The organism is Marinobacter sp. (assembly GCF_041687235.1).
In the GTDB taxonomy this organism is placed as follows: Bacteria; Pseudomonadota; Gammaproteobacteria; order Pseudomonadales; family Oleiphilaceae; genus Marinobacter.
The window spans coordinates 752,146-777,448 of sequence record NZ_JAWLCH010000001.1; the positions used below are offsets into that span (position 1 = coordinate 752,146).

Here is a 25,303-nt window from a genome sequence, read left to right on the forward strand (position 1 = left end):
CCACGGGGGCTTTCTTGCGTTCTGGCGGCCATCAAAGACCGAGGTCGCCCAGTAAGGCGGATAAGGTCGCCTTGCCCTTCTTCTGGTTGGCTTCGGCATCAAGATCGCCGGTTCCCTCCCACTTCAGATCTTCTTCGGGCAGTTCATCCAGAAACCGGCTCGGAATGGTTTCCAGTTTTTCGCCATATTGTTTGCGAGTGGCTGCGTAGGTCAGCGTCAGAGTTTCCCGGGCGCGGGTGATGCCCACGTACATCAATCGCCGCTCCTCCTCGATGTTCCCTTCCTCGATGCTGCTGCGGTGGGGCAGGATCTCTTCCTCAAGCCCCATGATGAATACGTGGGGGAACTCCAGACCTTTTGAAGCATGAAGGGTCAGCAGTTGGACTTTGTCACTGTCATCCTCTTCCTCCCGCTGTTCCATCATGTCCCGGAGAATCAGTTTGGTGATGGCGTCCTCGATGCCCAGCTCATCGGCCGTGCCCTTGCCGTCGTCAAGCATGCGCTGGATGGACTCCACCAGGTACCAGATGTTCTCCATCCGGCGCTCGGCCTGCTTTGGGGTGCCGGAGTGCTGGTGCAGCCATTCTTCGTATTCGATGTCTGTGAACAGCTGCTTGATGACGGGAACCGGGTTCTCGCTGTGCAGCCGCTCGCAGGTGGCGTCCACCCAGTGGGCGAATCGCCGGAGACGGTCGAGGCCTTTCTCGGTCACGTGGGTCTCTGCGCCCATGTCACCGAGCGCCTTGAACAGGCTGACATTCCTCGATCGGGCATAGTGGCTGAGCTGCTCGAGAGTGCGCGGTCCGATTTCCCGGCGCGGCACATTGACCACCCTCAGGAACGCGGCATCGTCATCGGGATTGATCAGCAGGCGCAGGTAGGACATGGCGTCCTTGATCTCGTTTTTCGAGAAAAAGGACTGGCCGCCGGAGATGCGGTAGGGAATCTGGTAGGCCTGCAGTTTCATTTCCAGCAGCCGGGCCTGGTGGTTACCCCGGTACAGCACAGCAAAGTCCCGGAACTCCAGGCCTTTTTTCAGCTTTTGATCAAGAATCTCGGCGGCGACCCGGTCGGTTTCCGCGTCTTCATTGCGACACCGGACAATCCGGATCTCCTCGCCGATGGTGTGATCACTCCACAGAGCTTTTTCAAACACGTGAGGATTGTTGGCGATCACGGTGTTGGCGCTGCGCAGGATCCTGGCCGTGGATCGGTAATTCTGCTCCAGCTTGACGATCTTCAGGCTGGGGAAGTCTTCTTTCAGTTGCGCGAGGTTTTCCGGCCGGGCGCCGCGCCAGGCGTAGATCGACTGGTCATCGTCCCCGACTACCGTGAAGGCGGCGCGTTCGGCCACCAGCAGTTTGACCAGTTCGTACTGGCACACGTTCGTGTCCTGGTATTCATCCACCAGCATGTAGCGGATCTTCCGGCGCCATTTGGCCAGCACGTCCGGGTGTGAACGGAACAGCATTACCGGCAGCAGGATCAGGTCGTCGAAATCCACCGCGTTGTAGGCTTTGAGATACTCGTTGTACTTCTTGTAGATGATGGCGATGCGCTGCTCCCGCTCATCCGCGGCCTTGCTCAGGGCCTCCGCCGGCCCGCGCATGGCGTTTTTCCAGGACGAGATGGTCATCTGGATGTCGTTGAGCTCGTCGCCGGCCTCGGCACTGGCTTCCCGGAGCATGAGATCCTGTAACAGGGCCTTGGCATCCTCGGCATCAAAAATGGAAAAGCCCGGGTGGTAGCCAAGGTGGGCGTGTTCCTCCCGAATCATATTGAGGCCAAGATTATGAAAAGTGGATACAATCAGGCCCCGGGTCAGCTTCCGGTCAACGATCCGGCCAACCCGCTCTTTCATTTCCCGGGCAGCTTTGTTGGTGAAGGTGACTGCGGCAATATGACGCCCCGGAATGCCCAGATGCTCAATCAGGTAGGCAATCTTGCGGGTGATCACGCTGGTCTTGCCGCTGCCGGCACCGGCGAGTACCAGCATGGGGCCGTCGGCATAGCGGACTGCTTCGCTTTGTCTGGGGTTGAGCTTGTTCACAAATAAGTGGCCAGAATGGAACGAAATGGGGATAACGGGCGTGGGCTTATTCTACACCAGACAGAGTTGCTGTACCTTGACGATCTATCGACTATGATTGATAGAACGGACTCGGTTGTTCACGCATAGATGGATCCTGCTTGATGACACTGCCACTGGAAACCATGAGGCCCGGACAGTTGCGCCTGTTGGTTCTGACACCAGATTATGCTGATTTTCTCTGGCTGAATGCTCTTCTGGCGGGTGACGTCGAAATCAGCGCGGACGCAACCTGGTGCCCGGATCTGGTGGATTGTGATGATCTTATCCGCAATGCCAGCTTTGATGTCATTGTCTGGGATTGCGTATTTCACGGCGGTTCCGAAGCTTCCTTCCTCCAGTATCTGGCTGTCGCCAGCAATGAAAAGCCTGTGCTGGCCCTGAGTTCCGAGCTTCCCGGGGCGCGGGCGCCGGAACTGCTTGCGGCCGGCGCTGCTGACTATCTCTGCCGTCAGGATCTGGACCACTGGAATTTTCGCCGGGCGGTCAAGTGCCTCTGGTACCGGGAGCAGTTGTCCGAGTCGGCCCATGGCCAGTTGGGGCGTGAGGTGGCCACCGGTTTTATCAACCGCGATCTGTTCTTTGACCGCCTCCAGCAGGCATTGCTCAGAGCCGAGCGGGCCAGCCACCGGCTGGCGCTTCTGCATCTCAATATCGACGATTTTCGCAGCATCAACGAATCCTTCGGCTACCAGAAAAGCGATCAGTTAATGATGAAGCTGGCGGAGCGGCTTCGACACTCCCTCAGACGGGTGGATTCGCTGATGCGTATTGGTGGTGACGAGCTGGCCATCATCATCGAAAAGGTCGAAGACTCACTGGATATCACCCAGATCATCCGCAAGGTGGTCAATGCCCTCGACGAGCCGGTTACCATTGATGGCCAGAGTGTTGTGGTCAACGCCAGCCTTGGCGTGGCAACGTATCCGGAAGCCGGCGACAGCGCCGAAAATCTCTTACGCAGGGCCAACCGGGCAATGTTCGAGGCCAAGCGGGACCCGGGCACGAGCTATCGCTTCTATGATCGGCAGTTGCATATCTCCGCCGGCTACCAGCTTCGGCTTGAGGCGGATCTGCGCAATGCCCTCAGGGGCAAGGAACTGGAGCTGTATTATCAGCCACGGATTGATCTGGCCACCGAGGAAGTCCGGGGTGTCGAATGCCTGTTGCGCTGGAATCATCCGGAGCGTGGGCTGGTGGGGCCTGATGAATTCATCCCGGTCGCCGAGCGCAGCGGGCTGATTGTGCCCATCGGTTACTGGGTTATCGAGCAGGCCTGCAAGCGTCTGCAGGAATCCGCAGAGCTTGGCTTTCCCGGCCTGGTGTTTGCCGTCAACCTGTCGTTCCGACAGTTCCACGACCGCAAGATGACCGAGACCATTTTCCGTATTATCTTCAACGCCAACGTGGATACCAGCCTTCTGGAGCTGGAACTCACCGAAAGCGCCATGATGCACGACCCGGAGTATGCCCAACGCTGCCTGCGGGAATTGAACCAGTTGGGAATCAGCTTTGCGCTGGACGACTTCGGGACCGGTTTTTCCTCTCTGAGCAACCTCCAGCATCTGCCCATTTCCCTGGTTAAAATCGATAAATCGTTCGTTCAGGAGCTGGGTAATTCCGCCGATGCAGAGCACATTATCCGGGCTATTATCAGCCTGGCCCACAGTCTTCAGATCAGCGTGGTCGCCGAAGGTGTGGAAACCGAAGGCCAACTGGAGTTCCTGCGCCAGCAGCATTGTGACGAAATCCAGGGCTATTACTACGCACGACCCATGCCCTGGGCCGATCTTGTGCAATTCCTGAACAAGCGGGGCCAGGCCGCTTGCCTGCAGCAGTAAGCCGCTGTACCTTTGCTGGTTTATTGGCAAAGCATCAGACAGAGGTTGCATGAACAGTATCTCCAGGCGTATCGCCGATGAGCTCGGTGTCCGCGAGCAACAGGTAAATGCCACCGTCGCCCTGCTCGACGAAGGTGCCACAGTCCCGTTTATCGCCCGCTACCGTAAAGAGATCACAGGCTCACTGGATGACAGCCAGTTGAGGAACCTGGAAGAGCGTTTGCGCTATTTGCGGGAACTGGAAGACCGTCGTGCCACCATCCTTAAAAGTATCGAGGAACAGGGCAAGCTGACTGCTGAGCTCAAGGCAAGTATTGACGATGCGGACACCAAGAACCGCCTGGAAGACCTTTACCTGCCCTATAAGCCCAAGCGCCGGGCCAAGGCCCAGATCGCCAGGGAAGCTGGCCTCGAACCTCTGGCTGAGGCTCTCTACAATGATCCCACGCTGGACCCGGAAGTCACCGCGCAGGCTTATCTGAATAAAGAAGCAGGGGTAGAAGACTCCAAGTCCGCGCTGGACGGTGCCCGCTACATTCTGATGGAGCGTTTTGCCGAAGACGCGGAATTGCTGGGCAACCTGCGTGATTTCATCTGGCAGGAAGGCCAGCTGAAAGTGACCGTGGTGGAAGGCAAGGAAAACGAAGGCGCCAAGTTCCGGGATTATTTCGACCACGTTGAGCCCTTAAAAAAGGTCCCGTCCCATCGTGCCCTGGCCATCCTTCGGGGGCGGAACGAGGGTATTCTCGGTTATACAATTGTGGTCGGCGATGCCGATGACGACCGCCGTGCGCCCCATCCGGCCGAGCAGCGCATTGCCGCTCGCTGGAATATCCGGGACAACGGCCGCGCCGCCGACAAATGGCTCTCGGAAGTGGTGCGCTGGACCTGGAGGGTGAAACTCTCCACCCAGATTGAAACCGATCTCATGGCGCAGGTGCGGGAGGCGGCTGAAACCGAAGCCATCAACGTCTTTGCCGCCAATCTCAAGGATCTTTTGTTGCTGGCTCCGGCTGGCCCACGCCCGACTCTGGGCCTGGATCCCGGGCTGCGCACCGGAGTGAAAGTGGCTGTGATTGATGGCACGGGTCAGGTGGCTGGCCACGGTGCCATTTTCCCCCACGCCCCCCAGAACCAGTGGGACCGTTCCATCGAGCAACTGGCGGCCTGGTGTCGGGAATACAAGATCGAGCTGGTCGCCATTGGTAACGGCACCGCGTCCCGGGAGACCGAGAAGCTGGTCGCCGACCTCAGCAAGCGTTATCCGGAACTGAAGCTGGCCAGGATCGTGGTGAGCGAGTCCGGTGCGTCGGTCTATTCCGCGTCCGAGTTTGCCTCCAAAGAATTGCCCGATCTGGATGTCACCATCCGTGGTGCAGTATCCATCGCCCGTCGGCTGCAGGATCCACTGGCGGAGCTGGTCAAGATCGAGCCGAAATCCATCGGGGTAGGGCAGTATCAGCATGATGTCTCCCAGGTGCAGTTGTCCCGCAGCCTGGATGCCGTTGTGGAAGACTGTGTAAACGGCGTGGGTGTGGATCTGAATACGGCCTCTGCACCCTTGCTGGCCCGGGTCTCCGGCCTGAACCAGGCCATCGCCCAGAACATCATCGAGTTCCGCAATCAGAACGGCATGTTCCGTAATCGAAAGCAGTTGCTCAAGGTTACCCGGCTCGGCGATCGGACCTTTGAACAGGCCGCAGGCTTTCTGCGCATTGCCGGTGGTGAAAACCCTCTGGACCGGTCATCCGTGCACCCGGAAGCCTATGGCGTGGTCGAGGCCATCGCCAAGCAGAATAAACGCAATGTGGAAGATATCATCGGCGATTCCGCGTTCCTGCGTGGTCTGAATCCCCAGGATTACGTAACAGAGCAGTTCGGTTTGCCGACGATCAAGGACATTATCTCGGAACTGGAGAAGCCGGGGCGGGATCCGCGACCTGAATTCCGGTTCGCCAGCTTCGAGGAAGGCGTTGAGACCCTCAGTGATCTCAAGCCTGGCATGGTGCTGGAGGGTTCGGTGACCAACGTTACCAATTTCGGCGCGTTCGTGGATATTGGCGTGCATCAGGACGGTCTTGTGCATATTTCTGCGTTGTCCCATACGTTTGTCAAAGATCCCCGTGAAGTGGTCAAGGCCGGGGATATCGTCAAGGTCAAGGTGATGGATGTGGATATCCCGCGCAAGCGAATTGCCCTGACCATGCGTATGGATGATCAGCCCGGCGAAAAAAATGAGGGCAAGCCGATGGCCGCCAATCGCACCGGGGGCAGTCGCAAAGCAGGCAACCGGAATAGCGCCAGTGGTTCTGGTCAAAAATCCCCGCAGGGCGCCATGGCTGGTGCACTGGCCCAGGCACTGGCCTCGGCGCGCAAGGACAGCTGACGGGTTAACAATCTTTTCACCGGTCGGTTTTGCTCACAAGGCGGGACCGGCCGCAGCAGGAGTCGACCATGGCTGAATCCCGCCATTCCGTATTTCGTCAGTTCGCCGCCAGCGACTGGGACGGTTTTCTCAAGGGTGTGGAAAAAGAAGGTCTGCGGGTGGATCGTAACGGGTTCATTGCGCAGACCCCGCACCCTGAGGCCCTGGGTTCGGCGCTGACCCATCCGAGGATTACCACCGACTATTCAGAAGCCCTTCTGGAGTTGATTACCCCGGTGTTCAGCAGCACCGCAGGCATGCTGAAATCGCTTCGGGATATCCACGCCTTCGTGCAGCAGAACCTTGGCGATGAGGTGTTCTGGGCGGCCAGCATGCCCTGTGAACTGGATGGCGACCAGAGCATTCCCATTGCCGAGTACGGCAGCTCCAACATCGGTCGGCTGAAGCATGTCTATCGGCAGGGGCTGGCCGTTCGCTACGGTCGGATGATGCAGAGTATCGCCGGTGCCCACTACAACCTCTCGCTACCGGACAGTTTCTGGCACAAGTGGCAGGAATTGCTGGGCAATGAGCAAAGCCTGAAAGACTTCAAATCGGACCAGTATTTCTGGTTGATCCGGAATTTCCGCCGCCGCAGCTGGCTGCTGATGCTGTTGTTTGGTGCTTCGCCAGCGCTGGATGCCAGCTTTGTTGCGGGGGTCAGCCATGACCTCAGCCGGTTCGACGAACGCACCTGGTACGGCGAATACGCCACCTCCCTGCGTATGGGGGATCTGGGTTACCACAACAATGCCCAGGCATCCCTGAACATCTGTTTTAATGAACTCAGCACCTACACCCAGACCCTGGACCGTGCCATCCACACCACCTGGCCGGCGTATGAAGATATTGGCATCCGCCGGGGCGACCAGTTTATCCAGATTAACACCAGCGTGCTGCAGATCGAGAACGAGTACTACAGCGCGGTGCGACCCAAGCGCACGACGCAGCGGGAAGAAAAACCGATTCAGGCGCTCGAAGCCCGTGGTGTGGAATACATTGAGGTCAGGTGTCTGGATCTTGACCCCTTCTCACCGGTGGGTGTGAATCAGGCCCAGATCGATTTCCTCGACCTGTTCCTGCTCGACTGCCTGTTGTCCGACTCGCCCCGTATCGGTGATGAAGAGTGCGAACGCCTGGATGACAACTACAAGGATGTGGTGGCCAGTGGACGTTACCGCGAGTTGAAACTATGCCGGGGCGGGCAGCGTACGCCGGTGTCAGAGGCAGCGACCGATATACTGGAGCAGCTCGAGCCGCTGGCGGAGCTGCTGGACAGCTGGCGCGGTGACGACACCTACCGCAGTGCCCTGGCTGCCCAGCGCAAGGTGTTGACCGGTGACTGGACGGTGCCCTCCGCCCGGGTTCTGGACGCCATGCGCTCTTCCGGAATGGGGCATCGGGAATGGGGCATGGAAATGGCGCAGCAGCATCAGCAGACCCTCAGAAAGGAAGGTCTCGATCCCCAGGTACGCCAGGCGTTTGATGCCATGACGGCGGAGTCCCTGGCCGAGCAGGCGCAGATGGAGCGCGCCGATACCCTGCCGTTCAGTGAGTTTCTGGAGCAGTACCTGCGCTCCTGAGTGTTGGGTCGGGCCACGATCGCAGATCGTTGCGGACCTGACGCACAGAAACCGAACAAAGAGTTGTCTCCCTCCGATCCGGCTGTTAATTTTTGTAACATCAGGATCGGGAGACACGACTATGGCAAGGGATATCAAACTCGGGTGGGATGTCGAGGCGCTGAACAAAGCTTACCGTCAGGGCTATATGGCTGCCAACATGGGTATGGATAAAACCCGCTGCCCTTATCGTGGTGACGTAGTCATCGCGGCCTGGGAAGCCGGATGGGATGATGCCGATCAGGTTGCCCGGGACGACCGGGAGCCGGCAGACGATCTGTTTTCACGAATCGCCTGATCCTTTGGCCGGCTCAGTTCTTATTTCTGCACCACGAACTCCGTAAACAGGACACCGGCAATGCGCTCGCCGGTTTGCTGCTCCTCAAGTACCGCATTTATCCTTTTTCTGGCTTCCTCCCGAAGCGCCTCCTGACCTTCCATCGAGGTCAGCCGGTCGGTATCGGTCTGCTCACCGAACAGTATCACCAACTCGTGCCTGAGTCTTGGCATGTGAGCTTCCACCGCCGGCCGCGTGCTGGCATTTCCCGCCCTCAGGCTGACAGCGGCTTTCAGGTAGGTTGGCTTGTTACCGGGCGCACCCACGTGGGTAACAAACGCAGGATCCATGCTGATGTAGTCGGTAACGCCATTCTCTTCTTCAGCGACTTCCTCGTTGGCATTTTCCTGATCCTGGGAAGTGGCGGGCAAAGGGATCATTGCAAACACTAGAAATAGTAGCGTCAGGACAGATTTTGGCTGGCGTGTCATAGGCTTGAAGTTGATCGTGGTTTAGGGTTAAGTGACGAGAATAACAGGCCTGGTGGCCGGTTGCAGTTTCAATTCACAATTTGAGGTGTTCTTTTGACCAGCAGATGGGTTTTCGGGCTTATTTTCCTTGTTTGCGCCGCACTTCTGGGTGTGGCCTTCTATATGGAGCATGTGATGGGGCTGGAGCCCTGCCCGCTATGCTGGCTACAGCGTTTCGGATTTATGGGGGCTGGCCTCGTAAGCTTCCTGGCCTTTCTGCAAGGTCCCACCGGATTCGGAGTTCGCATCTATGGTTTTCTGCTGGTACTGACCGCCGGGGCGGGGCTTGGTGTGGCAGGGCGGCAGTTGTGGTTGCAGAGTCTGCCTGCGGATCAGGTGCCTGCCTGCGGCCCGTCGGTTGATTACATGCTGGATGTTCTGCCCTGGTTTGAAGTGCTTTCCACGGCCCTCCAGGGCACCGGAGACTGCGCCGAGGTGGTGTGGCGGTTCCTGGGATTGAGCATACCCGGCTGGACCGCGGTGTTTTTCTCGCTGCTGGTCGTTGCCGGGCTCGTTCTGTTATTTCGCCGGCAAAAAAGCCGGGAATGGATTCGGAGCTGAAACGGTTGCGGGGGACGGCAGCCATGGGGTAACTTGATCCAAACCTAATAAAAATCAAAACTGAAACAGAAGTACCGATTACAAGCGGAGAACAGGCGTCATGTTGGAAAATTGCCGGAATGCCAGGGAGCGTTGGGGTGGCGTCAGCGAACTGATTGATCGCTGGCTCAAGGAGCGTCAGGAGCTGCTGGTCCATTACTGCGATCTGTCCGGGGAGAACGACTTCTCGCAGACAGAAGCCCTGAGAGAGAAGTTTGTACGCCTGTGTGAGGTGTTGGTGGACTATGTGTCTACCGGCCACTTCGAGATCTATGAGCAGCTGGTCCGTGAAGCCAGGGAGTTCAATGATGGTGGCCTGGAACTGGCTGCCAAAGTCTATCCCCGGATTGAGGAAACCACCGAAGTTGCCCTGAATTTTAATGATCGTCTGGACGGCCGTGAGCTGACGGAAGAAGACGTCAAAGAGCTGTTCGGGGAGTTGTCGAAGCTGGGTGAAACGCTGGAGACCCGGTTCGAGATGGAGGATTTCCTGATAGAGCACCTTCACAATGCCCACGCTGGCAAAGTGGCCTCTGCCTGAAAAACGCCTGAATCAAAAAAAGCCCCAGTCGGCATTGCCGGGCTGGGGCTTTTTTGTGACCGCGCCGAAACTGGCGCGGCTGGATTGCACGATCAGTCGCCGGAGCCTGGGTTAATGTCGAGAAGCTCGACCTCGAACACCAGGGTTTCATTCGGACCGATGGCCTGATTGCCGCCCGGGCCATAAGCCAGGTCAGAGGGAATGTAGAGTTTGTAGCGGGAACCTTCGCTCATGAGCTGCAGGCCCTCTGTCCAGCCCGGAATTACCTGGTTCAGTGCAAAGGTTACCGGCTCGCCGCGCTCGCGGGAGCTGTCGAAGACCTCACCAGACAAAAGCTCACCGGTGTAGTGAACCTGAACCGTGTCGGTTTCTGAGGGCTTTTCCCCTTCGCCCTGCTCAAGTACTTCGTACTGCAGGCCGGACTCGGTGGTTTCAACCCCTTCACGCTCGGCGTTCTGTGCCAGGAACTCCTCTCCGGCCTCCAGATTTTTCTGGGCCAGTTCTTCCATCTGCTTCCCCTGTTCTTCCTGCATCTGCTGCTGGAAAGCCATCAGGGCCTGCTGGATCTCCTCGCGGCTCATGCGCTTGGCATCTTCATCGCCGGCGTGGCCGTGCTGGATACCCTGAAGAAACTGATCCATCTGCAGGTTTGGCAGGTCATTGCCCATGCGCTCACCGAGGACCAGGCCCATGCCGTAGCTGACTTTCTGGTCGGTGGAATCCAGTTCTGGTTGTTCCGGGCTTTCAGGGGGGGTGGAGCAGCCAGCGATGAGGCCGGTCACTGCCAGTGCAAGGAGCGTCTTTTTCATTGCATTATCCTTTAACGTCGGTGCTCGGGGCAGGGCCCCGCGTTGTGTTTGTCAGAATCGAGAAGGTAACGGGTTCCGGCGTCAGATGCCACTGAACATGTGTTAAGAAACCAGACGTATCAGCATCAGCTGCCATTGGAACCGGCTGCGGATGGCCCCAGAGAGAATGGCGCGCTGTAAGGGGATTGCCAGTCGGTTTCAGGCTCAGGCGGCCGAGCCTGAGGGAAGGGCTTGTCCCGCCGTTCGATGGCCAGGGTATTCCAGCGGCCCTGTTCTGGCGGTTGGTCGGCGTAGTGCCAGTTGCCATCGGTATCCTGCCACTTGAACACGATCTCGGGGCCCTCGGTGGGTATGGGTGACGGCACCAACCCTTCAAATGCCGGGATCTCCGGCTGTTCGTCGTTTGCCGCGGGTTCGGATACCTGCTCCGGGTCGTTCAGGCCGAAGAAAATCAGCAGCAACAGCAAGCCCAGGGCTGGAAACGAGAGCCGTATAAGCCATTTCATCATCATGGCTGGTGGTCTCCCTTGGGAAAGTCGGCCAGGGTGGTGGCCAGTGTATTCAGCAGGGCGCTGGCACGGTCATCAACGGATGATGTCGGCGCAGCCGCAACAAGATTGGTTGTAATCAGCGTGTCGCGTCCCTGCATGTCAGCCTGTTCCGGATTGTTGGTCATTAGCGTTCGCCAGCTCAGCGCCAGTTCGATCTGTTCGGCTTCCAGCTCCAGGCCGGCGATGCCGGTGCGAAGCTTCTGATAGTTTTCTGTGCGGCTGGGCAGCGATTTCCTCGCGCTGCGCAGCGCACCGGTTACACGGTCGCGCCACTCTGTTACCGTAGCGTCCTCGACCCCGGTGAAGGCCCGGCCAGACAGTGCGAGCCAGGCTGCGCACAAAATCCGCGTCACGCTCCAGCCCTGGTTCTGAAGCGCCAGGCAACTGTCCTGAACGTCCGGAAGCGTCCAGAACGTCAGTGCAAAACGCCAGAGTGGGTTCTCCGGTTCCAGATCTGCCGGTAATTCCAGCGGCACTGTCGATAAATCCGGGATGGTAGCCGAGCGGACCGACATAGGCGCTGTGCCTTCCCTGAACACTTTACGTTGATAAAATGAAAACATGTTAACGATAACCGATCTCAGTTTACAACGGGGCGGCGTCTGGTTGCTAGAATCCGTCAACCTGACGGTGCAGCCCGGCCAGCGTGTTGCCATCGTTGGTGCCAATGGTGCAGGCAAATCCAGCCTGTTCCAGCTCTTGCTGGGCCAGTTGGCGCCAGAGCAGGGCGCCGTCTCATTGCCCGGTGGTTGCCGCATCGCCCATATGGCGCAGGAAGTCGAAGCCTCCGGGCGGAGTGCCCGAGATTTTGTGCTTGATGGCGATCTTGATCTGCGTCGTCTGGAGCGGGAGCTGGCGAAGGCAGAAGCTGCCGGAGATGACCATGCCATTGCTCGTATACACGGAGAGCTGGATGTACACGAGGCCTGGTCTGCGGCACGTCGTGCCGAGGCGTTGTTGCGGGGGCTGGGCTTCTCTGATGAAGATGCCAACCGGCCGGTGTCGGCGTTTTCCGGTGGCTGGCGAATCCGGCTGAACCTGGCCCAGGCCCTGATGCGGCCATCCGACCTGCTGCTTCTGGATGAGCCAACCAACCACCTGGATCTGGATGCCTGTCTGTGGCTGGAAAACTGGCTGCGCCGCTACCCCGGGACATTGCTGTTTATTTCTCACGATCGCGATTTCATGGATCGGGTTGCCACCCACGTGGTGCATTTTGAACGGCGCAAGCTGGAGCTTTATACGGGTAATTACTCATCCTTTGAGGGCCAGCGCAGTGAACGTCTGGCCCAGCAGCAGGCTGGTTTTGAGCGCCAGCAGGCCAGAATTGCCGAAATCCAGCGCTTCATTGACCGCTTCAAGGCCAAGGCCACCAAAGCCCGTCAGGCCCAGAGCCGGGTCAAGGCGCTGGAGCGCATGGAGCGTATTGCACCGGCCCATATTGATTCGCCTTTCAGCTTTGAGTTCCCGGTGGCAGAAAAGGTGTCCAATCCGCTGTTGTCGATACGCAATGGCAAGGCCGGTCATGGCGACATCACCATTCTCGACGGTATTAACCTGACCCTGCTGCCCGGCAGTCGGATTGGTCTGCTGGGCCCCAATGGTGCCGGCAAGTCTACCCTGATGGACGCGCTTCGCGGTGAGAGTACGCTGTTGTCCGGAGATCGAACCTGTGGCGAACACCTGGCCATTGGTTACTTTGCCCAGCATCAGTTGGAGTCGCTGGACCTGGATGCCAGCCCATTCCTGCACCTGCAGCGGCTGGCGCCGAAAGCCTCGGAACAGAGTATCCGGAACTTCCTGGGTGGTTTCGATTTTCACGGCGATGAAGCCCTGAGCCCCATCCGGTCATTCTCAGGCGGCGAAAAAGCGCGGGTTGCGCTGGCCGTGATTGCCTGGCAGAAACCGAACCTGCTTCTGCTGGACGAGCCCACCAACCATCTGGATCTGGAAATGCGTCAGGCCCTGACCATGGCCCTGCAGAACTTTGACGGCGCCATTGTGGTGGTGTCCCACGACCGGCACCTGTTGAGAAATACGGTGGATGAGTTCTGGCTGGTCAATGACGGCCGGGTGACAGAGTATCAGGGTGACCTGGAGGACTACGAACGCTGGCTGGCGGACCGCCGGAAAGACGAAACTGAAGCGCCCAGGCGGCCACCGGCCGGGGAACAGTCTGCTGCGGGGGCCGCCGAAGCGGTGGGCGAGAGTGCCGAGGACCGGAAGGCCCGCAAACGGGCAGAGGCAGCCCTTCGTCAGAAGCTCAGCCCCTACCGCAAGAAGCAGACCGCCCTGGAGAAGGAAATGGAACAGCTTCAACAGAAGCTGTCGGCGCTGGAAGAGCAGCTATCCGATCCGGGCCTGTACGAGGACAGTGGCAAGGCCCGCCTGAAAGAACTCCTTGGTGAGCAGGCCACAGCCACGGCCCGCCTCGAAGAGGTGGAGGCGCAGTGGCTTGAGGTCAGTGAGGAAGTCGAATCGATGGAGGCGGAACTGGCGGGCTGATGTCGATCAGCCGCCGTTCAGCTCCAGCACGAAATCCTGTTTGGCGAGATAGTCCCGCTCGTTTTCAAGGTCGGCCAGGGTCAACGGTCTGTCATCCAGCCAGCCGGCCGGAAATGCCAGCGTCAGCTTGTCCTTCTGGGCGGTCAGGGTAAATGCCGGGGGCGGCTCCATATTTCGCGGGTGTTGAATCAGAACAGCCAGGCGTACCAGCACGCAAAGGTATCGGAGCCTCGGGATGTCTTCCGGGTCCAGTCCCTCAAAGATGGTGGCGGCAAACTTGCGACGGTGGCCGCGAACCAGCGTCGCCAGATCCCGCTGGAACTGTTGGCTGAAACCAGGCAGGTCCGAGTAGCGCAACAGGTAGGCGCCGTGTTTGTGGTACTGACTGTGGGAAATTGTCAGGCCGATCTCATGCAGCCGGCAGGCCCAGCGCAGGACCTCCTCGTCCGCCGCAGTATTCAGCCCCCAGGCATCGGCGACCTGCTGCCAGGCCGCAACGGCTGTCGCCTCGACCGCGGCACCGTGGTTCTGGTCAACGTGGTAGCGCTCCTGCAGGGCGGAGATCGTCCGCTCCCGCACATCCTCGTGCTGTATCCGTCCGACGATGTCGTAGAGCAGGCCTTCCCGCAGCGCGCCGTCGGCGAAGGACATATCCCGGATGCCCAAGGACTGGAATGCCCCCATCAGGATGGCAAAACCGGCCGGGAAGATGCTCTGGCGATCGGAGCGCACGCCGAGATCTCCAAGTTTCTCCGTTTTGCCCATATCCACCAGGCGTTTGCGGAGCTCCTGCATCGCGGCGAGGGTGATGGTGCCGTCGGTGATTTTCAGGGTCGCCAGTACGCTGGCGATGGCCTTGATTGAGCCGGATGAGCCCACGGCACTCTGCCAGCCCACTGCGCGATAGTGCTGGCGAATATTCAGCAGTTCCTGCTCTGCATGGGTCACGGCCCTGTCCATCTGCCGTTTGGTTATCTTGCCGTCCGGGAAGTACCGGTTCCGGAAGGAAACGCAGCCCATGTGCAGGCTTTCCAGTTCCTGGGGTTCGAAACGCTGGCCGATGATGAATTCGGTGCTGCCGCCGCCAATGTCAATCACCAGCCGGCGCCCGGTATCGTCAGACAGGGTGTGGGAAACGCCCAGATAGATCAGGCGGGCTTCCTCCCGACCGGCAATGATTTCCACCGGGTAGCCGAGGACGTCTTCCGCCCGGGTCATGAATTGATGAGCGTTGCGGGCCACCCGCAACGCGTTGGTGCCGACAATCTGCACCGCCTCCGGGGGCATCCCCTTGAGCCGCTGCGCGAACCGCCCCAGACACGCCAGGGCACGCTCCTGGGCCTCCTCGGTGAGCCGGTTGTACTGGTCCAGGCCGGCACCGAGCTGAACTTTTTCCCCCATCTTTTCGAGGGTGCGGATTTCCCCATGCACTAGTCGGGCGACCACCATGTGGAAGCTGTTCGAGCCCATGTCGATGGCTGCCAGCACCTCCGGTGAGGGAGCTGCGTTTTCGGCGGTGGATGCGGCCGTCACGTGGTCGGAATCCTTTTGATATGAACGTGCGGGCTACTATAAGCGAAATCGCTCAGGCCTGTCAGTAACCCGCAAACCCGGTATTTGACCGGGATCAGGCGAGGATCGATCGTTGGTAGTGGATCTACCGCTTCACATCCGGCTGATCAATCGCGTAAAGTATGACGTACCGTGATTTGGGTGAAAGGCTGTTCGGAAATCATGGCAGCCTTCAGCGACAGTCAACAGCACCTGTGCCCGGTATTCCAATCCCATGCGGAAATGCCGTTGCGTAGCAGTAGTGCATGAATCAGGAAAAGGTAATGAGCGGAAATATCGTAAATGTAACCGACGCTTCTTTTGAGCAGGATGTACTGCAGTCCGATGTCCCCGTGTTGGTGGACTATTGGGCCGAGTGGTGCGGTCCGTGCAAAATGATTGCGCCGGTGCTTGAAGAGATTGCCGACGAATACGATGGCAAACTGAAAGTCTGCAAGCTGAACATTGACGAAAACGAGCAGACCCCGCCGAAGTTCAACATCCGTGGTATTCCTACCCTGATGCTGTTCAAGAACGGCAACGTGGACGCCACCAAGGTCGGCGCGCTCTCCAAATCCCAGCTGGCGGCTTTCCTGGACAGCAACCTCTGATTGCATCCGGCCATCAGAAGCCGCCCCTGAGCCGAAGCTCACGGGCGGTTTTTTAATGATCCGTCAATCCCAGCCTTGAGATCGCGCCAGATCCGATTCCTTCTGTTCCACCCAGTGTTCACCGCCGGCGGTGATCTCTTTCTTCCAGAAGGGCGCAGAAGTCTTCAGGGCGTCCATGATGAACTCGCAGGCCGCAAATGCGTCTCCGCGATGGGCGCTGCACACTCCCACGAACACAATCTGGTCGCACAACGCCAGCCTCCCCACCCGGTGAATCACCCTGGCTTTTCGCACATCCCAGCGTTTTGATGCGTCATCAATCAGGCCCTGGATCACCTGTTCGGTCATTCCGGGGTAGTGTTCCAGGTAAAGTCCTGAAACATCCTTCAGGTCGCCGCTGTCGCGCACCAACCCGGTAAACGTTGCAATAGCGCCCGTGCCGGCACCGCTGTCGCGAAGGGCGGCGTATTCGGCGGCAACATCAAAATCATCAGGCTGTATCGAGATCATCTCAACCTCCCGTTACCGGCGGGAAGAAGGCCAGCTCATCACCGGCCTTCACCTCAGAACCCGGTTTTGCCATAGCCTGGTTGATTGCGATCATCACCGGCTGGTCGCCCTGCAACTGGCTCCAGGGGCCGCCCTGGTTTGCCAGCTCCGCGAGCACGTCGCCCGCCGTCAGCCCCGGTCTGGCTTCGACAGCCAGCTGTTCGGTTTTCAGCTCTTCGCGCAGGCGGGCAAAGAAGCGCACGGTAATTGTGTTATCACTCATGATCAGCTCAACAGTTCCGCAAACGAATAGTAGGTTAACAGGTCGCCGGGGCTTACCGTGGTATTTTCGGGTACCACGGCCAGTCCGTCTGCCCAGCACGTAGAGCTCAGGATGCCGGAACTCTGATTGGGAAACGCGGCAACCACCGGCTCTGCTCCCCGGGCTTCTTTTCGGGCCCTGACGAATTCCCTGCGAACCGATGTTGAAGAAATGGAAAAATCTGCCGGTATCCGCTCTCCGGAAAGCGTTTTAGGATTCCGCCCCTGGCGTTTCCGGATATAGGGCATGCCCACCACCAGAAACGTGACCAGCACAGACCCGGGGTTGCCAGGCAATCCCAGCACCGGCGTACCGCCTATGGCGCCAAAAGCCACGGGCTTGCCGGGTTTGATCGCCATTTTCCAGAGCGACAGGCTGCCGGACTCTTCCAGAACCGCGCGCACGTGGTCTTCCTCACCCACGGATACGCCCCCGCTGGTGATGATCAGATCGGCAGACTCCGCTGCACGCAGCAGCGTTTCCCGCGTGGCCTCGCGTTTGTCCTTCAGTGTCTCGCAAAGCACGACGTTGCAACCGGCTTCGGTCAGTAGCCCCATCAGGGTGAAGCGGTTGCTGTTGTAGATCTGTCCCGGCCCGAGGGGCGTGCCGGGGTCCACCAGCTCATCTCCGGTGGAGAGAATGGCGACCTTCAGCCGCGCCAGAACGGCAACCCGGGCAACGCCCATGGACGCCAGCAGCCCCATCTCGTTAGGGCGCACCTGGGTGCCTTTAGGCAAGGCCAGGTCACCCCGAGCCAGGTCCTGGCCCCGGCGGCGAATATTCTGGCCCTCGTCTACCTCTGCCAGGATAAGAATGCCGGCGTCTGTTACCTCCACCCGCTCCTGCATGACCACCGAGTCGGCGCCCTCGGGAATCTCCGAGCCGGTAAAAATGCGCGCGGCAGTGCCAGGCTCCAGGGGTTTTGGTGCTTCACCGGCCGGAATCCGGGCCGAGACGGGTATGGGCTGATCGGCCTGAAGATCCTGGTTGCGCACGGCGTATCCGTCCACCGCACTGTTATCGGCCGGCGGCACATCGGCCGGTACATAATGGTTTTCGGCAAGTACCCGGCCCAGGGAGTCGGCCAGGGCGACGGTTTCAATCTGCGTAACCACCGGTGCTTCCGACAACAGGTGGTCCAGGGCATCTTCCAGGGGCGTGAGGTTTGGGTTGGCCATCAATTCTGAACTCCGATCAGGATGTCTTCTCGCCTCAGCGCTGGGCGCGCTGTCCAATCACTTCGCTGAGCCGCTGCATGGGCTTCTCGGGTTTGCGCAAGACCAGGCCCGAGAAATTGCACGGTGTATGACGGCTGTCCAGCTGGCTGAGGAGTATCCCTTCCCAGCCGGTGCGACAGGCACCGGTTGAGCCGGGCAGGCAGAAGATCACCGTATGGTTTGCCATTCCCGCCATCGCCCGTGACTGCACAGTCGAAGATCCGATCTCGGCGGCGGACAGACGACGGAATTCCTCGCCAAAGCCTTCTACAGTTTTGTCCAGCAAAGGCCTGACTGCCTCCGGCGTGCTGTCCCGCTCAAGCAGGCCGGTGCCACCGGTAATGATCACGACATGCACCTGTGAATCGGCAATCCAGTTGGACAACAGTGCCCGCACCAGATACACGTCGTCCGGCAGGATCCGGCGGGCGACCAGGTTGTGGCCGGCCTCGACCACGCTGTCCTCCAGGAACTGCCCGGAGGTATCCTGTTCAGGCCCCCGTGTATCGGACACGGTTAGCAGGGCAACGTTCAGGGGTTTCAGTTCGGTGCTGGGTACACTGCTCATGGATGGCGCTCCAGAATCGTTGAAAAATGGTTATACGCCAGTATCGCCATCACGGGCTTTCAATGGAAGGGAGTAACCCATCAGGGGGAGGCTCAAGAGGCCTGTTGTGGCCGGTTAGAGGTGAAATTGCTGTTAATTTGTGCAGTGCACTTGACATTCGCCAGTCAGGTGGCCGATGATCGCTCTTGCCCGGCGAACGGTTGTTCCCACTCTCTGGCTTCAGTACCTTAATTCCGGACTCCATCTACACCGGTTGCTCCAACTGGCCAGCACCAAGTTCAGCGTTTATTTGATCAATACGTTCAGGGGCGCCCCTGTCATTCCAATATTCGTTTACTTCCATTCCTGAAAATCCAACAAACTATGAATCTTACTGAACTCAAGCAGAAATCCGTGCCCGAATTGCTCGATATTGCGCAAGAGATGGGCCTCGATAACCTGGCTCGTTCGCGCAAACAGGATGTGATCTTTACCATCCTGAAGAAGCACGCAAAAAGCGGCGAAGACATCTACGGCGACGGCGTACTGGAAATTCTGCAGGATGGCTTCGGCTTCCTCCGTTCCGCCGATGCCTCCTACCTGGCCGGACCTGACGATATCTACGTCTCACCCAGCCAGATCCGTCGTTTTAACCTGCGCACGGGTGATACCGTTGCCGGCAAGATTCGCCCGCCCAAAGACGGCGAGCGTTACTTTGCCTTGTTGAAGGTCAGCGAGATCAATTTCGACAAGCCGGACAACGCCCGAAACAAGATTCTCTTCGAGAACCTCACGCCCCTGTTCCCGGACGAGCGTCTGATGCTCGAAGCCGGTAACGGCAGCACCGAGGATCTCTCCTCCCGAGTGCTGGATCTGGTGGCGCCCATCGGCAAGGGCCAGCGCGGCCTGATCGTGTCTCCGCCCAAAGCCGGTAAAACCCTGCTGATGCAGAGCATTGCCCAGTCCATCACCCGTAACAATCCCGAGTGCCATGTCATGGTGCTGCTGATTGACGAACGGCCTGAGGAAGTGACCGAGATGCAGCGCACCGTGCGCGGCGAAGTCATCGCCTCCACCTTCGACGAGCCGCCAGCCCGTCACGTTCAGGTGGCCGAGATGGTGATTGAAAAAGCCAAGCGCCTGGTCGAGCACAAGAAAGACGTGGTTATCCTGCTGGATTCCATTACCCGTCTGGCTCGTGCCTACAACACGGTTATCCCGTCTTCAGGCAAGGTCCTGACCGGTGGTGTTGATGCCCACGCCCTGGAAAAGCCGAAGCGTTTCTTCGGTGCCGCCCGTAACGTGGAGGAGGGCGGCAGCCTGACCATCCTGGCGACGGCCCTGGTGAACACAGGTTCCAAGATGGACGAGGTGATTTACGAGGAATTCAAGGGTACCGGCAACATGGAGATCCATCTGGATCGCAAGATTGCCGAGAAGCGGACCTATCCGGCCATCAACATCCGCAGCTCCGGCACTCGCCGTGAAGATCTGCTGATGAGTGAGGCGGATATCCAGCGGGTCTGGATCCTGCGCAAGCTCCTGCATTCCATGGACGACGACACCGCCGCCATCGAGTTCCTGCTGGACAAGCTCAAGGACACCAAAACCAACGATGAGTTCTTCCAGTCCATGAAGCGCCGTTGATTTTTCACTGAGACGAGCGCTTCGAGAAGAACTGGTGATCTGAAGAACGAGGTGGGGACCTGCGTTCCCAGACTGTGTCTTGCCATGGATGGCAAGACCAAGCCCCCAGGGATGGGTTTACGGCGTGTCTGGGAACGCAGGTCCCCGCCTTGTTCTAACTCCGAGAAAAAGCAGTCCAGCGACCACCGATCTCCGTAGTACTGGCATATCTGAACGGAGTAACCGATGAAATACAACGACCTGCGAGACTTCATTGACCAGCTGGAAAAGCTGGGTGAGCTGAAACGTATCAGCGTAGAAGTCGACCCTCACCTGGAAATGACCGAAATCTGCGACCGCACCCTGCGGGCAGGTGGTCCTGCGTTGTTGTTTGAAAATCCCAGGGGCTATGACATGCCAGTTCTGGCCAACCTGTTCGGAACACCGAAACGGGTGGCGCTGGGTATGGGACAGGATAGCGTCACTGCGCTTCGGGACATCGGTAAGCTGCTGGCGTTTCTCAAGGAACCGGATCCCCCCAAAGGCTTCCGGGACGCCATCGAGAAACTGCCGCTGTTCCGGCAGGTAATGCGCATGAGCCCCAAGGTACTTCGCTCTGCGCCCTGCCAGGATGTGGTGATCGAGAAGGATCAGGTGGACCTGTACCAGATTCCGGTGCAGCACTGCTGGCCCGGCGATGCCGGGCCCCTGGTGACCTGGCCGCTGGTGATTACCCGCGGGCCCCACAAAGAACGACAGAACCTGGGTATCTACCGGCAGCAGGTCATCGGCCGCAACCGGCTGATCATGCGCTGGCTGAGTCACCGCGGTGGTGCCCTGGATTTTCAGGAGTTCCAGAAGGCCAATCCGGGCCAGCCCTATCCGGTTGCCGTGGCCCTGGGCGCCGATCCGGCGACCATTCTCGGAGCGGTAACGCCGGTGCCCGACACCTTGTCTGAATATGCGTTTGCCGGGCTGCTCCGTGGCAGCCGGACCGAGCTGGTGAAGGCAGGGCTGAGTGATCTGCAGGTGCCGGCCAGTGCCGAGATTGTGCTGGAAGGCTTTATCTACCCGGACGATATGGCGCCGGAAGGGCCGTTTGGTGATCACACCGGTTATTACAACGAAGTGGACCACTTTCCGGTGTTCACCGTAGAACGGATCACCCATCGCAGGGATCCGATCTATCACAGCACCTACACCGGTCGTCCACCCGATGAGCCGGCGATACTCGGGGTGGCGCTGAACGAGGTGTTTATCCCGATTCTGCAGAAGCAGTTTCCGGAGATTGTGGATTTCTACCTGCCGCCGGAGGGCTGCTCCTACCGCCTTGCGGTGGTGACCATGAAGAAGCAGTATCCCGGCCATGCCAAACGGGTGATGATGGGGGTATGGTCATTCCTGCGGCAGTTCATGTACACCAAGTTTGTGATTGTCACCGATGACGACGTGAATGCCCGGAACTGGGAAGATGTGATCTGGGCGATCACCACCCGGATGGATCCTGTCCGGGATACAACGCTGGTGGAGAATACGCCCATCGATTATCTGGATTTCGCCTCCCCGGTCTCCGGCCTGGGCTCCAAGATGGGGATGGACGCCACCAACAAGTGGCCGGGCGAGACCACTCGCGAATGGGGTGAGCCCATTGCCATGACAGACGAGGTTAAAAAGCGCGTCGATGAGTTGTGGGATACCCTGGGCATTGAAAGTCCGGCATCGCGCCCCGACTGATATGGGCAGTGAACACAGGGCGGTGCGCCTTTTGCCTTCTGGTATCGCCTTCACTGCTGAAGCGGGCGCAGATTTGCTCGGCGCTGCCGCGCAGGCAGGCATTGATGTGCCCGCGGCCTGTCGCAATGGGGTGTGTGAAATTTGCGAGGCCCGACTATTGGCCGGAAGCGCCCTTAATACCCGAAACCAACAGACTATAGAGGTCGGCGAGCGCTTGATGATGTGTCGAAGCATCGCGCTCACGGACCTGGAACTGGAGATATCCGCCGTTATGGCAGCTGGAAACAATCAGCCTGGCAAGTTTCAGGCAAAGGTCGTGGACGTACGTTCCATCAGTCACGATGTCTATCGCGTTGAGCTTCAGCTTCCGCGGCGTCGGGAACTGTCGTTTCACGCCGGGCAGTACCTGTCGGTCAATCTTCCTGATGCAGACCCCTGTTACTTTTCCATCGCCAGCAGCCCATCGGCCGAGACCATCGAGCTGCACATTCAGGCGACCCCGGAGTGGGTATCAGCCCAGAAGGTCATTGATGCTCTGACGTCGGGCGGTGAAGTGACCGTGGAGCTGCCCCACGGCAAGGCGTGTCTGGCATCAGCGCCAACGAAACCGCTGTTGCTAGTGGCCGCAGGCACCGGCTTTGCCCAGATGAAAAGCCTTGTGGATTACCTCCGGGAAACGTCCTACAAGCAGCCGGTGAAACTCTACTGGGGGGTGCGGCGGCACGAGGATATGTACCTTCGCGCCCTGGCGCAGCAGTGGCAGGAGGAATGGCCACCTCTCACGTTTCTGCCGGTGGTAGGGGATGATGAGGACAACGACTGGGCGGGCCACCACGATCAGCTCGTTCGCGCTGTCCTGGCTTCCGGAATGGACTGGAATAATGTAGAGGTGCACGCCAGTGGATCGCCGACCATGGTGTATACCTTGATGGATGCCCTGGTGGATGCGGGTCTGCCTGAAGACGCGTTTTTCTCTGACGTGCTGGAGTACGCCCCAAGGGCGTGAACAAGGGGTCAGATGAACTGTTCATCTGACCCCATATTTACCGCGGACTCAGGCCCGCGGCATCGGAAGTTCCGGCAATCCATTATCCTTGGCCAGCCCCTGCATCAGCAGTTTGACGCTGGCCTCTTCCTCGCCCATGTGGGCATTCAGGCGGCTTAGTTCTGCCAGTGCCTCGCGGCTACGCTTCAGCCGGAGACTGGTTTCGAAATATTCCCGGGCTTTGCCCCACAGTTCGTTGCGCAGGCTCAGCCGACCCAGGGCCAGCAGGAGCTCGGGGTTGTTCGGACGGTCTTTCAGCCATTGTTCGGCCAGCAACAACTGCTCATCCGGCTTCTGCCCCTTCACCCGTCCATAAAGATTGATCAGTTCATCACTCCAGTGATTGCGCAATACCTTCCGCAACAGCGTTTCGGTCTGAACTTCGTCCCCCAGGCTGGCCAGCAGGCGGGCATAGTCTCGGATGGTGTACTCGTCGCGGCGCAGGAACCCCGGAAGCTCGTCCCATAGCCGGGTAAGCGGTTCCAGCGACGCTTCGGGGTCCTGTTTCTGCCGACGTCGGCAATCTTCGGCGGCCCGCTCCAGCAGGTTATGCCACACTTGCCGCTCCAGCTCATTCAGTTCCGTTTCGGGCAGAACGCTGCGCTTACGCAGTTCGGGGAGTAGCCTGGACAGCTCGCGCCAGTCTTCCAGGCGCAAGTAGGTGTTTTTCAGGAGCTTCAGCACAAACGGGTGATGGGGCGACTGCTTGCGCAGGCGAACCAGCGTGGCGAGGGCCTGCTCAAGGCGGTTGCCGGCCAGTTGCAGCTGGGCCTGAGTGATACCGACGGCCATATCGGAGCCGGGCGTGCTGTCGAAGGCCTTGCGCAGCAGTTCGTCCACGGCTTCATGATCGCCTGACTCGAACGACGCCTGGGCAGCGGCCAGGTAATTGATCAGAGGTGTATCGGCATGGCTGGCGGAAGATGTGAGCAGTTTCCGGGCTCTGGGCCAATTGCCCTCGGCCAGCGCCAGGAGGCCCTGGGTGGTCCGGCGACGCGCCCGGCGTTCGTTGCCGCGCGCAATCCAGCTGGCCACCAGCCCGGTGCTTGTCCTGAGCCTGCGGAAAACGTTGAGGGTCAGCACTGTCAGCACGATCAGGGCCGCGATCAGGCCCAGTCCTACCCAGAAGTTGGTTTCTATCAGATAGTTGCCCAGGCTGATGCGGATATAGCCCAGGTCGTATTGCAACCCGAGGGACAGGCCGGTGCCAATCAGCAGCGCTAGCAGGATGATCAGTAACAGGCGAATCATGAATCGTCGCCTCCACTATCGTCACCGGCGTTATCCTCACGACTGCCGTTGTTGGCATTGAGGCGGCCGGCCAGGCGTTCCTTGAGCAAATCCAGCGACTGGCTGATATCCGGAAGTTCCGGATCCACATTTTTCTGCGCCAGTTCGGACAGGGTTTCAGTCAGTGCGGTGACTCGGGCATTGCTGGCGTCGTACCAGTCATCAATGGTGGTTCGGGCTTTAGTGAGCGCTCGTTCATACAGCGGCTGGTTGCCACGCAATACCGCCATCTCTGCCTCTTCCAGCATCAGCTGCAGGTTGAGCCTGGCATAGGCGCTCTGATCCGGGGACAGAAGCGGCTTCACTGGCTCGTCCATACGGCGCACGACCACAACCTGCATCAGTGTCGATTTTACCTTGTTCCAGGCCTGCGCCAGGGCTCCCGGCTCGCCGCCGGGTTCTTCTTCCGCGCCGGAGCTGGCAATAAAGCCCGGCGCGTTTTCGTTGATCAGGGCCTGGTCGGTGAGCTGGTGAATGCTGTCGATGGCGGCTTCCAGCTTCAGGTAGAGACCGGTCCGGTCCACATCTGTGAGCCCTTTGAGCGCCAGGATTTCCCGGGCCAGTTGCTGGCGAACCGGGTAGACGCCGATGTCGTCGGATTCGGCGAGCACTTCATCAGCCGCTTCCAGGGCCGACATGGCGCCGCGAATGTCTTTCTCGATCATCAGGCGCTGATTGGCGATGCGCAGTAGATACTCCGCCTCGGCCAGGAGCCAGTCTGTGCGGGTCCGGTTTCCGGCTTCCAGCAGTTCACGGGCATTGTGGTCGATCTGGCGCTGCTGGGTGGCAATCAGCTCTCGCTGGCTCGCCAGTTTCTCTTCCAGGGATTGGAGGCGTTGGCTCTGCTGGCTGCCACGGTCGCCATAGCGGTCTTCGAGTTGGGCAGTGTCCTGTTGCAGACTCTGGAGTGTCTGCATAACCGCCTGATGGTTGTTCCACTGTTGCCAGCTCCACAGTGCGAGAGCGACAGCGACTATCAGGGCAACAATGGCGACCAGCCATACCGGCCAGAGTTTCTGGCGTGCCGGTGGTTCCTTGGAAACGGGTGCGGGCAGTTGATTCGTTGTGTCTGTCACGGGCG

At 59.2% G+C, this 25,303-nt stretch carries 23 protein-coding genes; 11 read left to right on the forward strand and 12 right to left on the reverse strand.

Going from position 1 to position 25,303, the window contains the following annotated elements; all coding sequences use genetic code 11:
• Nucleotides 1–31: 31 nt before the first annotated feature.
• Nucleotides 32–2,050, reverse strand: a complete 2,019-nt coding sequence (gene rep, locus ACESMK_RS03315) for a DNA helicase Rep (RefSeq protein WP_372995221.1) — start codon at nt 2,048–2,050, stop codon at nt 32–34.
• A gap of 143 nt (nt 2,051–2,193) precedes the next feature.
• Between rep and ACESMK_RS03320 the strand changes: the two genes are divergently transcribed.
• The 4 genes from ACESMK_RS03320 (at nt 2,194) to rmf (ending at nt 8,275) form a co-directional block, all read left to right on the forward strand.
• Entirely contained in the window at nt 2,194–3,930 is a 1,737-nt protein-coding gene (locus tag ACESMK_RS03320; RefSeq protein ID WP_372995223.1) for a putative bifunctional diguanylate cyclase/phosphodiesterase, read from the forward strand.
• 49 nt (nt 3,931–3,979) lie between these two features.
• Nucleotides 3,980–6,316 (forward strand): Tex family protein, encoded by a 2,337-nt coding sequence (locus ACESMK_RS03325; protein ID WP_372995225.1) that lies wholly within the window; start codon nt 3,980–3,982, stop codon nt 6,314–6,316.
• A gap of 68 nt (nt 6,317–6,384) precedes the next feature.
• The gene (gshA, locus tag ACESMK_RS03330) at nt 6,385–7,938 is read left to right on the forward strand and encodes a glutamate--cysteine ligase (RefSeq protein ID WP_372995227.1); all 1,554 of its coding nucleotides are present in this window, start codon (nt 6,385–6,387) and stop codon (nt 7,936–7,938) included.
• Between the two features lie 121 nt (nt 7,939–8,059).
• On the forward strand, nt 8,060–8,275 hold the full coding sequence (gene rmf / locus ACESMK_RS03335) for a ribosome modulation factor (RefSeq protein WP_372995229.1): 216 nt from the start codon (nt 8,060–8,062) through the stop codon (nt 8,273–8,275).
• Nucleotides 8,276–8,295: 20 nt separating this feature from the next.
• On the opposite strand, the gene ACESMK_RS03340 is transcribed toward rmf, so the two are convergent.
• A complete protein-coding gene (locus ACESMK_RS03340; protein ID WP_372995231.1) occupies nt 8,296–8,745 on the reverse strand; it encodes a flagellar basal body-associated FliL family protein in 450 nt (149 codons plus the stop codon).
• 93 nt (nt 8,746–8,838) lie between these two features.
• On the opposite strand from ACESMK_RS03340, the gene ACESMK_RS03345 reads away from it, so the two are divergent.
• Nucleotides 8,839–9,345 (forward strand): disulfide bond formation protein B, encoded by a 507-nt coding sequence (locus ACESMK_RS03345; RefSeq protein WP_372995233.1) that lies wholly within the window; start codon nt 8,839–8,841, stop codon nt 9,343–9,345.
• Between the two features lie 100 nt (nt 9,346–9,445).
• Nucleotides 9,446–9,925, forward strand: a complete 480-nt coding sequence (gene rsd, locus ACESMK_RS03350; RefSeq protein WP_372995235.1) for a sigma D regulator — start codon at nt 9,446–9,448, stop codon at nt 9,923–9,925.
• Between the two features lie 92 nt (nt 9,926–10,017).
• Here rsd and ACESMK_RS03355 read toward each other — a convergent pair whose 3' ends face one another.
• From ACESMK_RS03355 to ACESMK_RS03365, 3 genes are all read right to left on the reverse strand, one after another.
• Nucleotides 10,018–10,734, reverse strand: a complete 717-nt coding sequence (locus tag ACESMK_RS03355; protein ID WP_372995237.1) for an FKBP-type peptidyl-prolyl cis-trans isomerase — start codon at nt 10,732–10,734, stop codon at nt 10,018–10,020.
• 125 nt (nt 10,735–10,859) lie between these two features.
• Nucleotides 10,860–11,246, reverse strand: a complete 387-nt coding sequence (locus ACESMK_RS03360) for a DUF4124 domain-containing protein (protein WP_372995239.1) — start codon at nt 11,244–11,246, stop codon at nt 10,860–10,862.
• Entirely contained in the window at nt 11,243–11,800 is a 558-nt protein-coding gene (locus tag ACESMK_RS03365) for a TIGR02444 family protein (protein ID WP_372995241.1), read from the reverse strand. The genes ACESMK_RS03360 and ACESMK_RS03365 overlap by 4 nt, the downstream gene beginning before the upstream one ends.
• Before the next feature lie 46 nt (nt 11,801–11,846).
• Between ACESMK_RS03365 and ACESMK_RS03370 the strand changes: the two genes are divergently transcribed.
• Entirely contained in the window at nt 11,847–13,790 is a 1,944-nt protein-coding gene (locus tag ACESMK_RS03370; protein ID WP_372995243.1) for an ATP-binding cassette domain-containing protein, read from the forward strand.
• Between the two features lie 6 nt (nt 13,791–13,796).
• Here the strand turns inward: ACESMK_RS03370 and ppx are convergent, their stop codons facing one another.
• Nucleotides 13,797–15,323, reverse strand: coding sequence for an exopolyphosphatase (gene ppx / locus ACESMK_RS03375; RefSeq protein ID WP_372995245.1), 1,527 nt, complete (start codon nt 15,321–15,323; stop codon nt 13,797–13,799).
• A 302-nt stretch (nt 15,324–15,625) separates the two neighbouring features.
• Here ppx and trxA point away from each other — a divergent pair, with 302 nt between their 5' ends.
• Nucleotides 15,626–15,952, forward strand: coding sequence for a thioredoxin TrxA (trxA, locus tag ACESMK_RS03380; protein WP_008169901.1), 327 nt, complete (start codon nt 15,626–15,628; stop codon nt 15,950–15,952).
• A 63-nt stretch (nt 15,953–16,015) separates the two neighbouring features.
• On the opposite strand, the gene ACESMK_RS03385 is transcribed toward trxA, so the two are convergent.
• Genes ACESMK_RS03385 through moaB form a run of 4 tightly spaced genes read right to left on the reverse strand, consistent with a single transcriptional unit; the run spans nt 16,016 to nt 18,548 of the window.
• On the reverse strand, nt 16,016–16,462 hold the full coding sequence (locus tag ACESMK_RS03385; RefSeq protein ID WP_372995247.1) for a molybdenum cofactor biosynthesis protein MoaE: 447 nt from the start codon (nt 16,460–16,462) through the stop codon (nt 16,016–16,018).
• 1 nt (nt 16,463) lies between these two features.
• Nucleotides 16,464–16,724 carry a MoaD/ThiS family protein gene (locus ACESMK_RS03390; RefSeq protein WP_372995249.1) on the reverse strand — a complete coding sequence of 87 codons (261 nt, stop codon included), beginning with the start codon at nt 16,722–16,724 and terminating at the stop codon, nt 16,464–16,466.
• 2 nt (nt 16,725–16,726) lie between these two features.
• Nucleotides 16,727–17,941, reverse strand: a complete 1,215-nt coding sequence (gene glp / locus ACESMK_RS03395; protein WP_372995251.1) for a gephyrin-like molybdotransferase Glp — start codon at nt 17,939–17,941, stop codon at nt 16,727–16,729.
• Nucleotides 17,942–17,975: 34 nt separating this feature from the next.
• Nucleotides 17,976–18,548, reverse strand: coding sequence for a molybdenum cofactor biosynthesis protein B (gene moaB / locus ACESMK_RS03400; RefSeq protein WP_372995253.1), 573 nt, complete (start codon nt 18,546–18,548; stop codon nt 17,976–17,978).
• Between the two features lie 363 nt (nt 18,549–18,911).
• On the opposite strand from moaB, the gene rho reads away from it, so the two are divergent.
• The 3 genes from rho to ACESMK_RS03415 all read left to right on the forward strand — a co-directional run bounded on the left by rho (nt 18,912) and on the right by ACESMK_RS03415 (nt 22,893).
• Nucleotides 18,912–20,174 (forward strand): transcription termination factor Rho, encoded by a 1,263-nt coding sequence (gene rho, locus ACESMK_RS03405; protein WP_008169890.1) that lies wholly within the window; start codon nt 18,912–18,914, stop codon nt 20,172–20,174.
• A gap of 225 nt (nt 20,175–20,399) precedes the next feature.
• Nucleotides 20,400–21,887, forward strand: coding sequence for a 4-hydroxy-3-polyprenylbenzoate decarboxylase (gene ubiD, locus ACESMK_RS03410; RefSeq protein ID WP_372995255.1), 1,488 nt, complete (start codon nt 20,400–20,402; stop codon nt 21,885–21,887).
• Nucleotide 21,888: 1 nt separating this feature from the next.
• Nucleotides 21,889–22,893, forward strand: coding sequence for a 2Fe-2S iron-sulfur cluster-binding protein (locus ACESMK_RS03415; RefSeq protein ID WP_372995257.1), 1,005 nt, complete (start codon nt 21,889–21,891; stop codon nt 22,891–22,893).
• Nucleotides 22,894–22,941: 48 nt separating this feature from the next.
• On the opposite strand, the gene ACESMK_RS03420 is transcribed toward ACESMK_RS03415, so the two are convergent.
• A complete protein-coding gene (locus tag ACESMK_RS03420) occupies nt 22,942–24,183 on the reverse strand; it encodes a heme biosynthesis HemY N-terminal domain-containing protein (RefSeq protein WP_372995259.1) in 1,242 nt (413 codons plus the stop codon).
• Nucleotides 24,180–25,298 (reverse strand): uroporphyrinogen-III C-methyltransferase, encoded by a 1,119-nt coding sequence (locus ACESMK_RS03425; protein WP_372995261.1) that lies wholly within the window; start codon nt 25,296–25,298, stop codon nt 24,180–24,182. The genes ACESMK_RS03420 and ACESMK_RS03425 overlap by 4 nt, the downstream gene beginning before the upstream one ends.
• Nucleotides 25,299–25,303 lie beyond the last annotated feature (5 nt).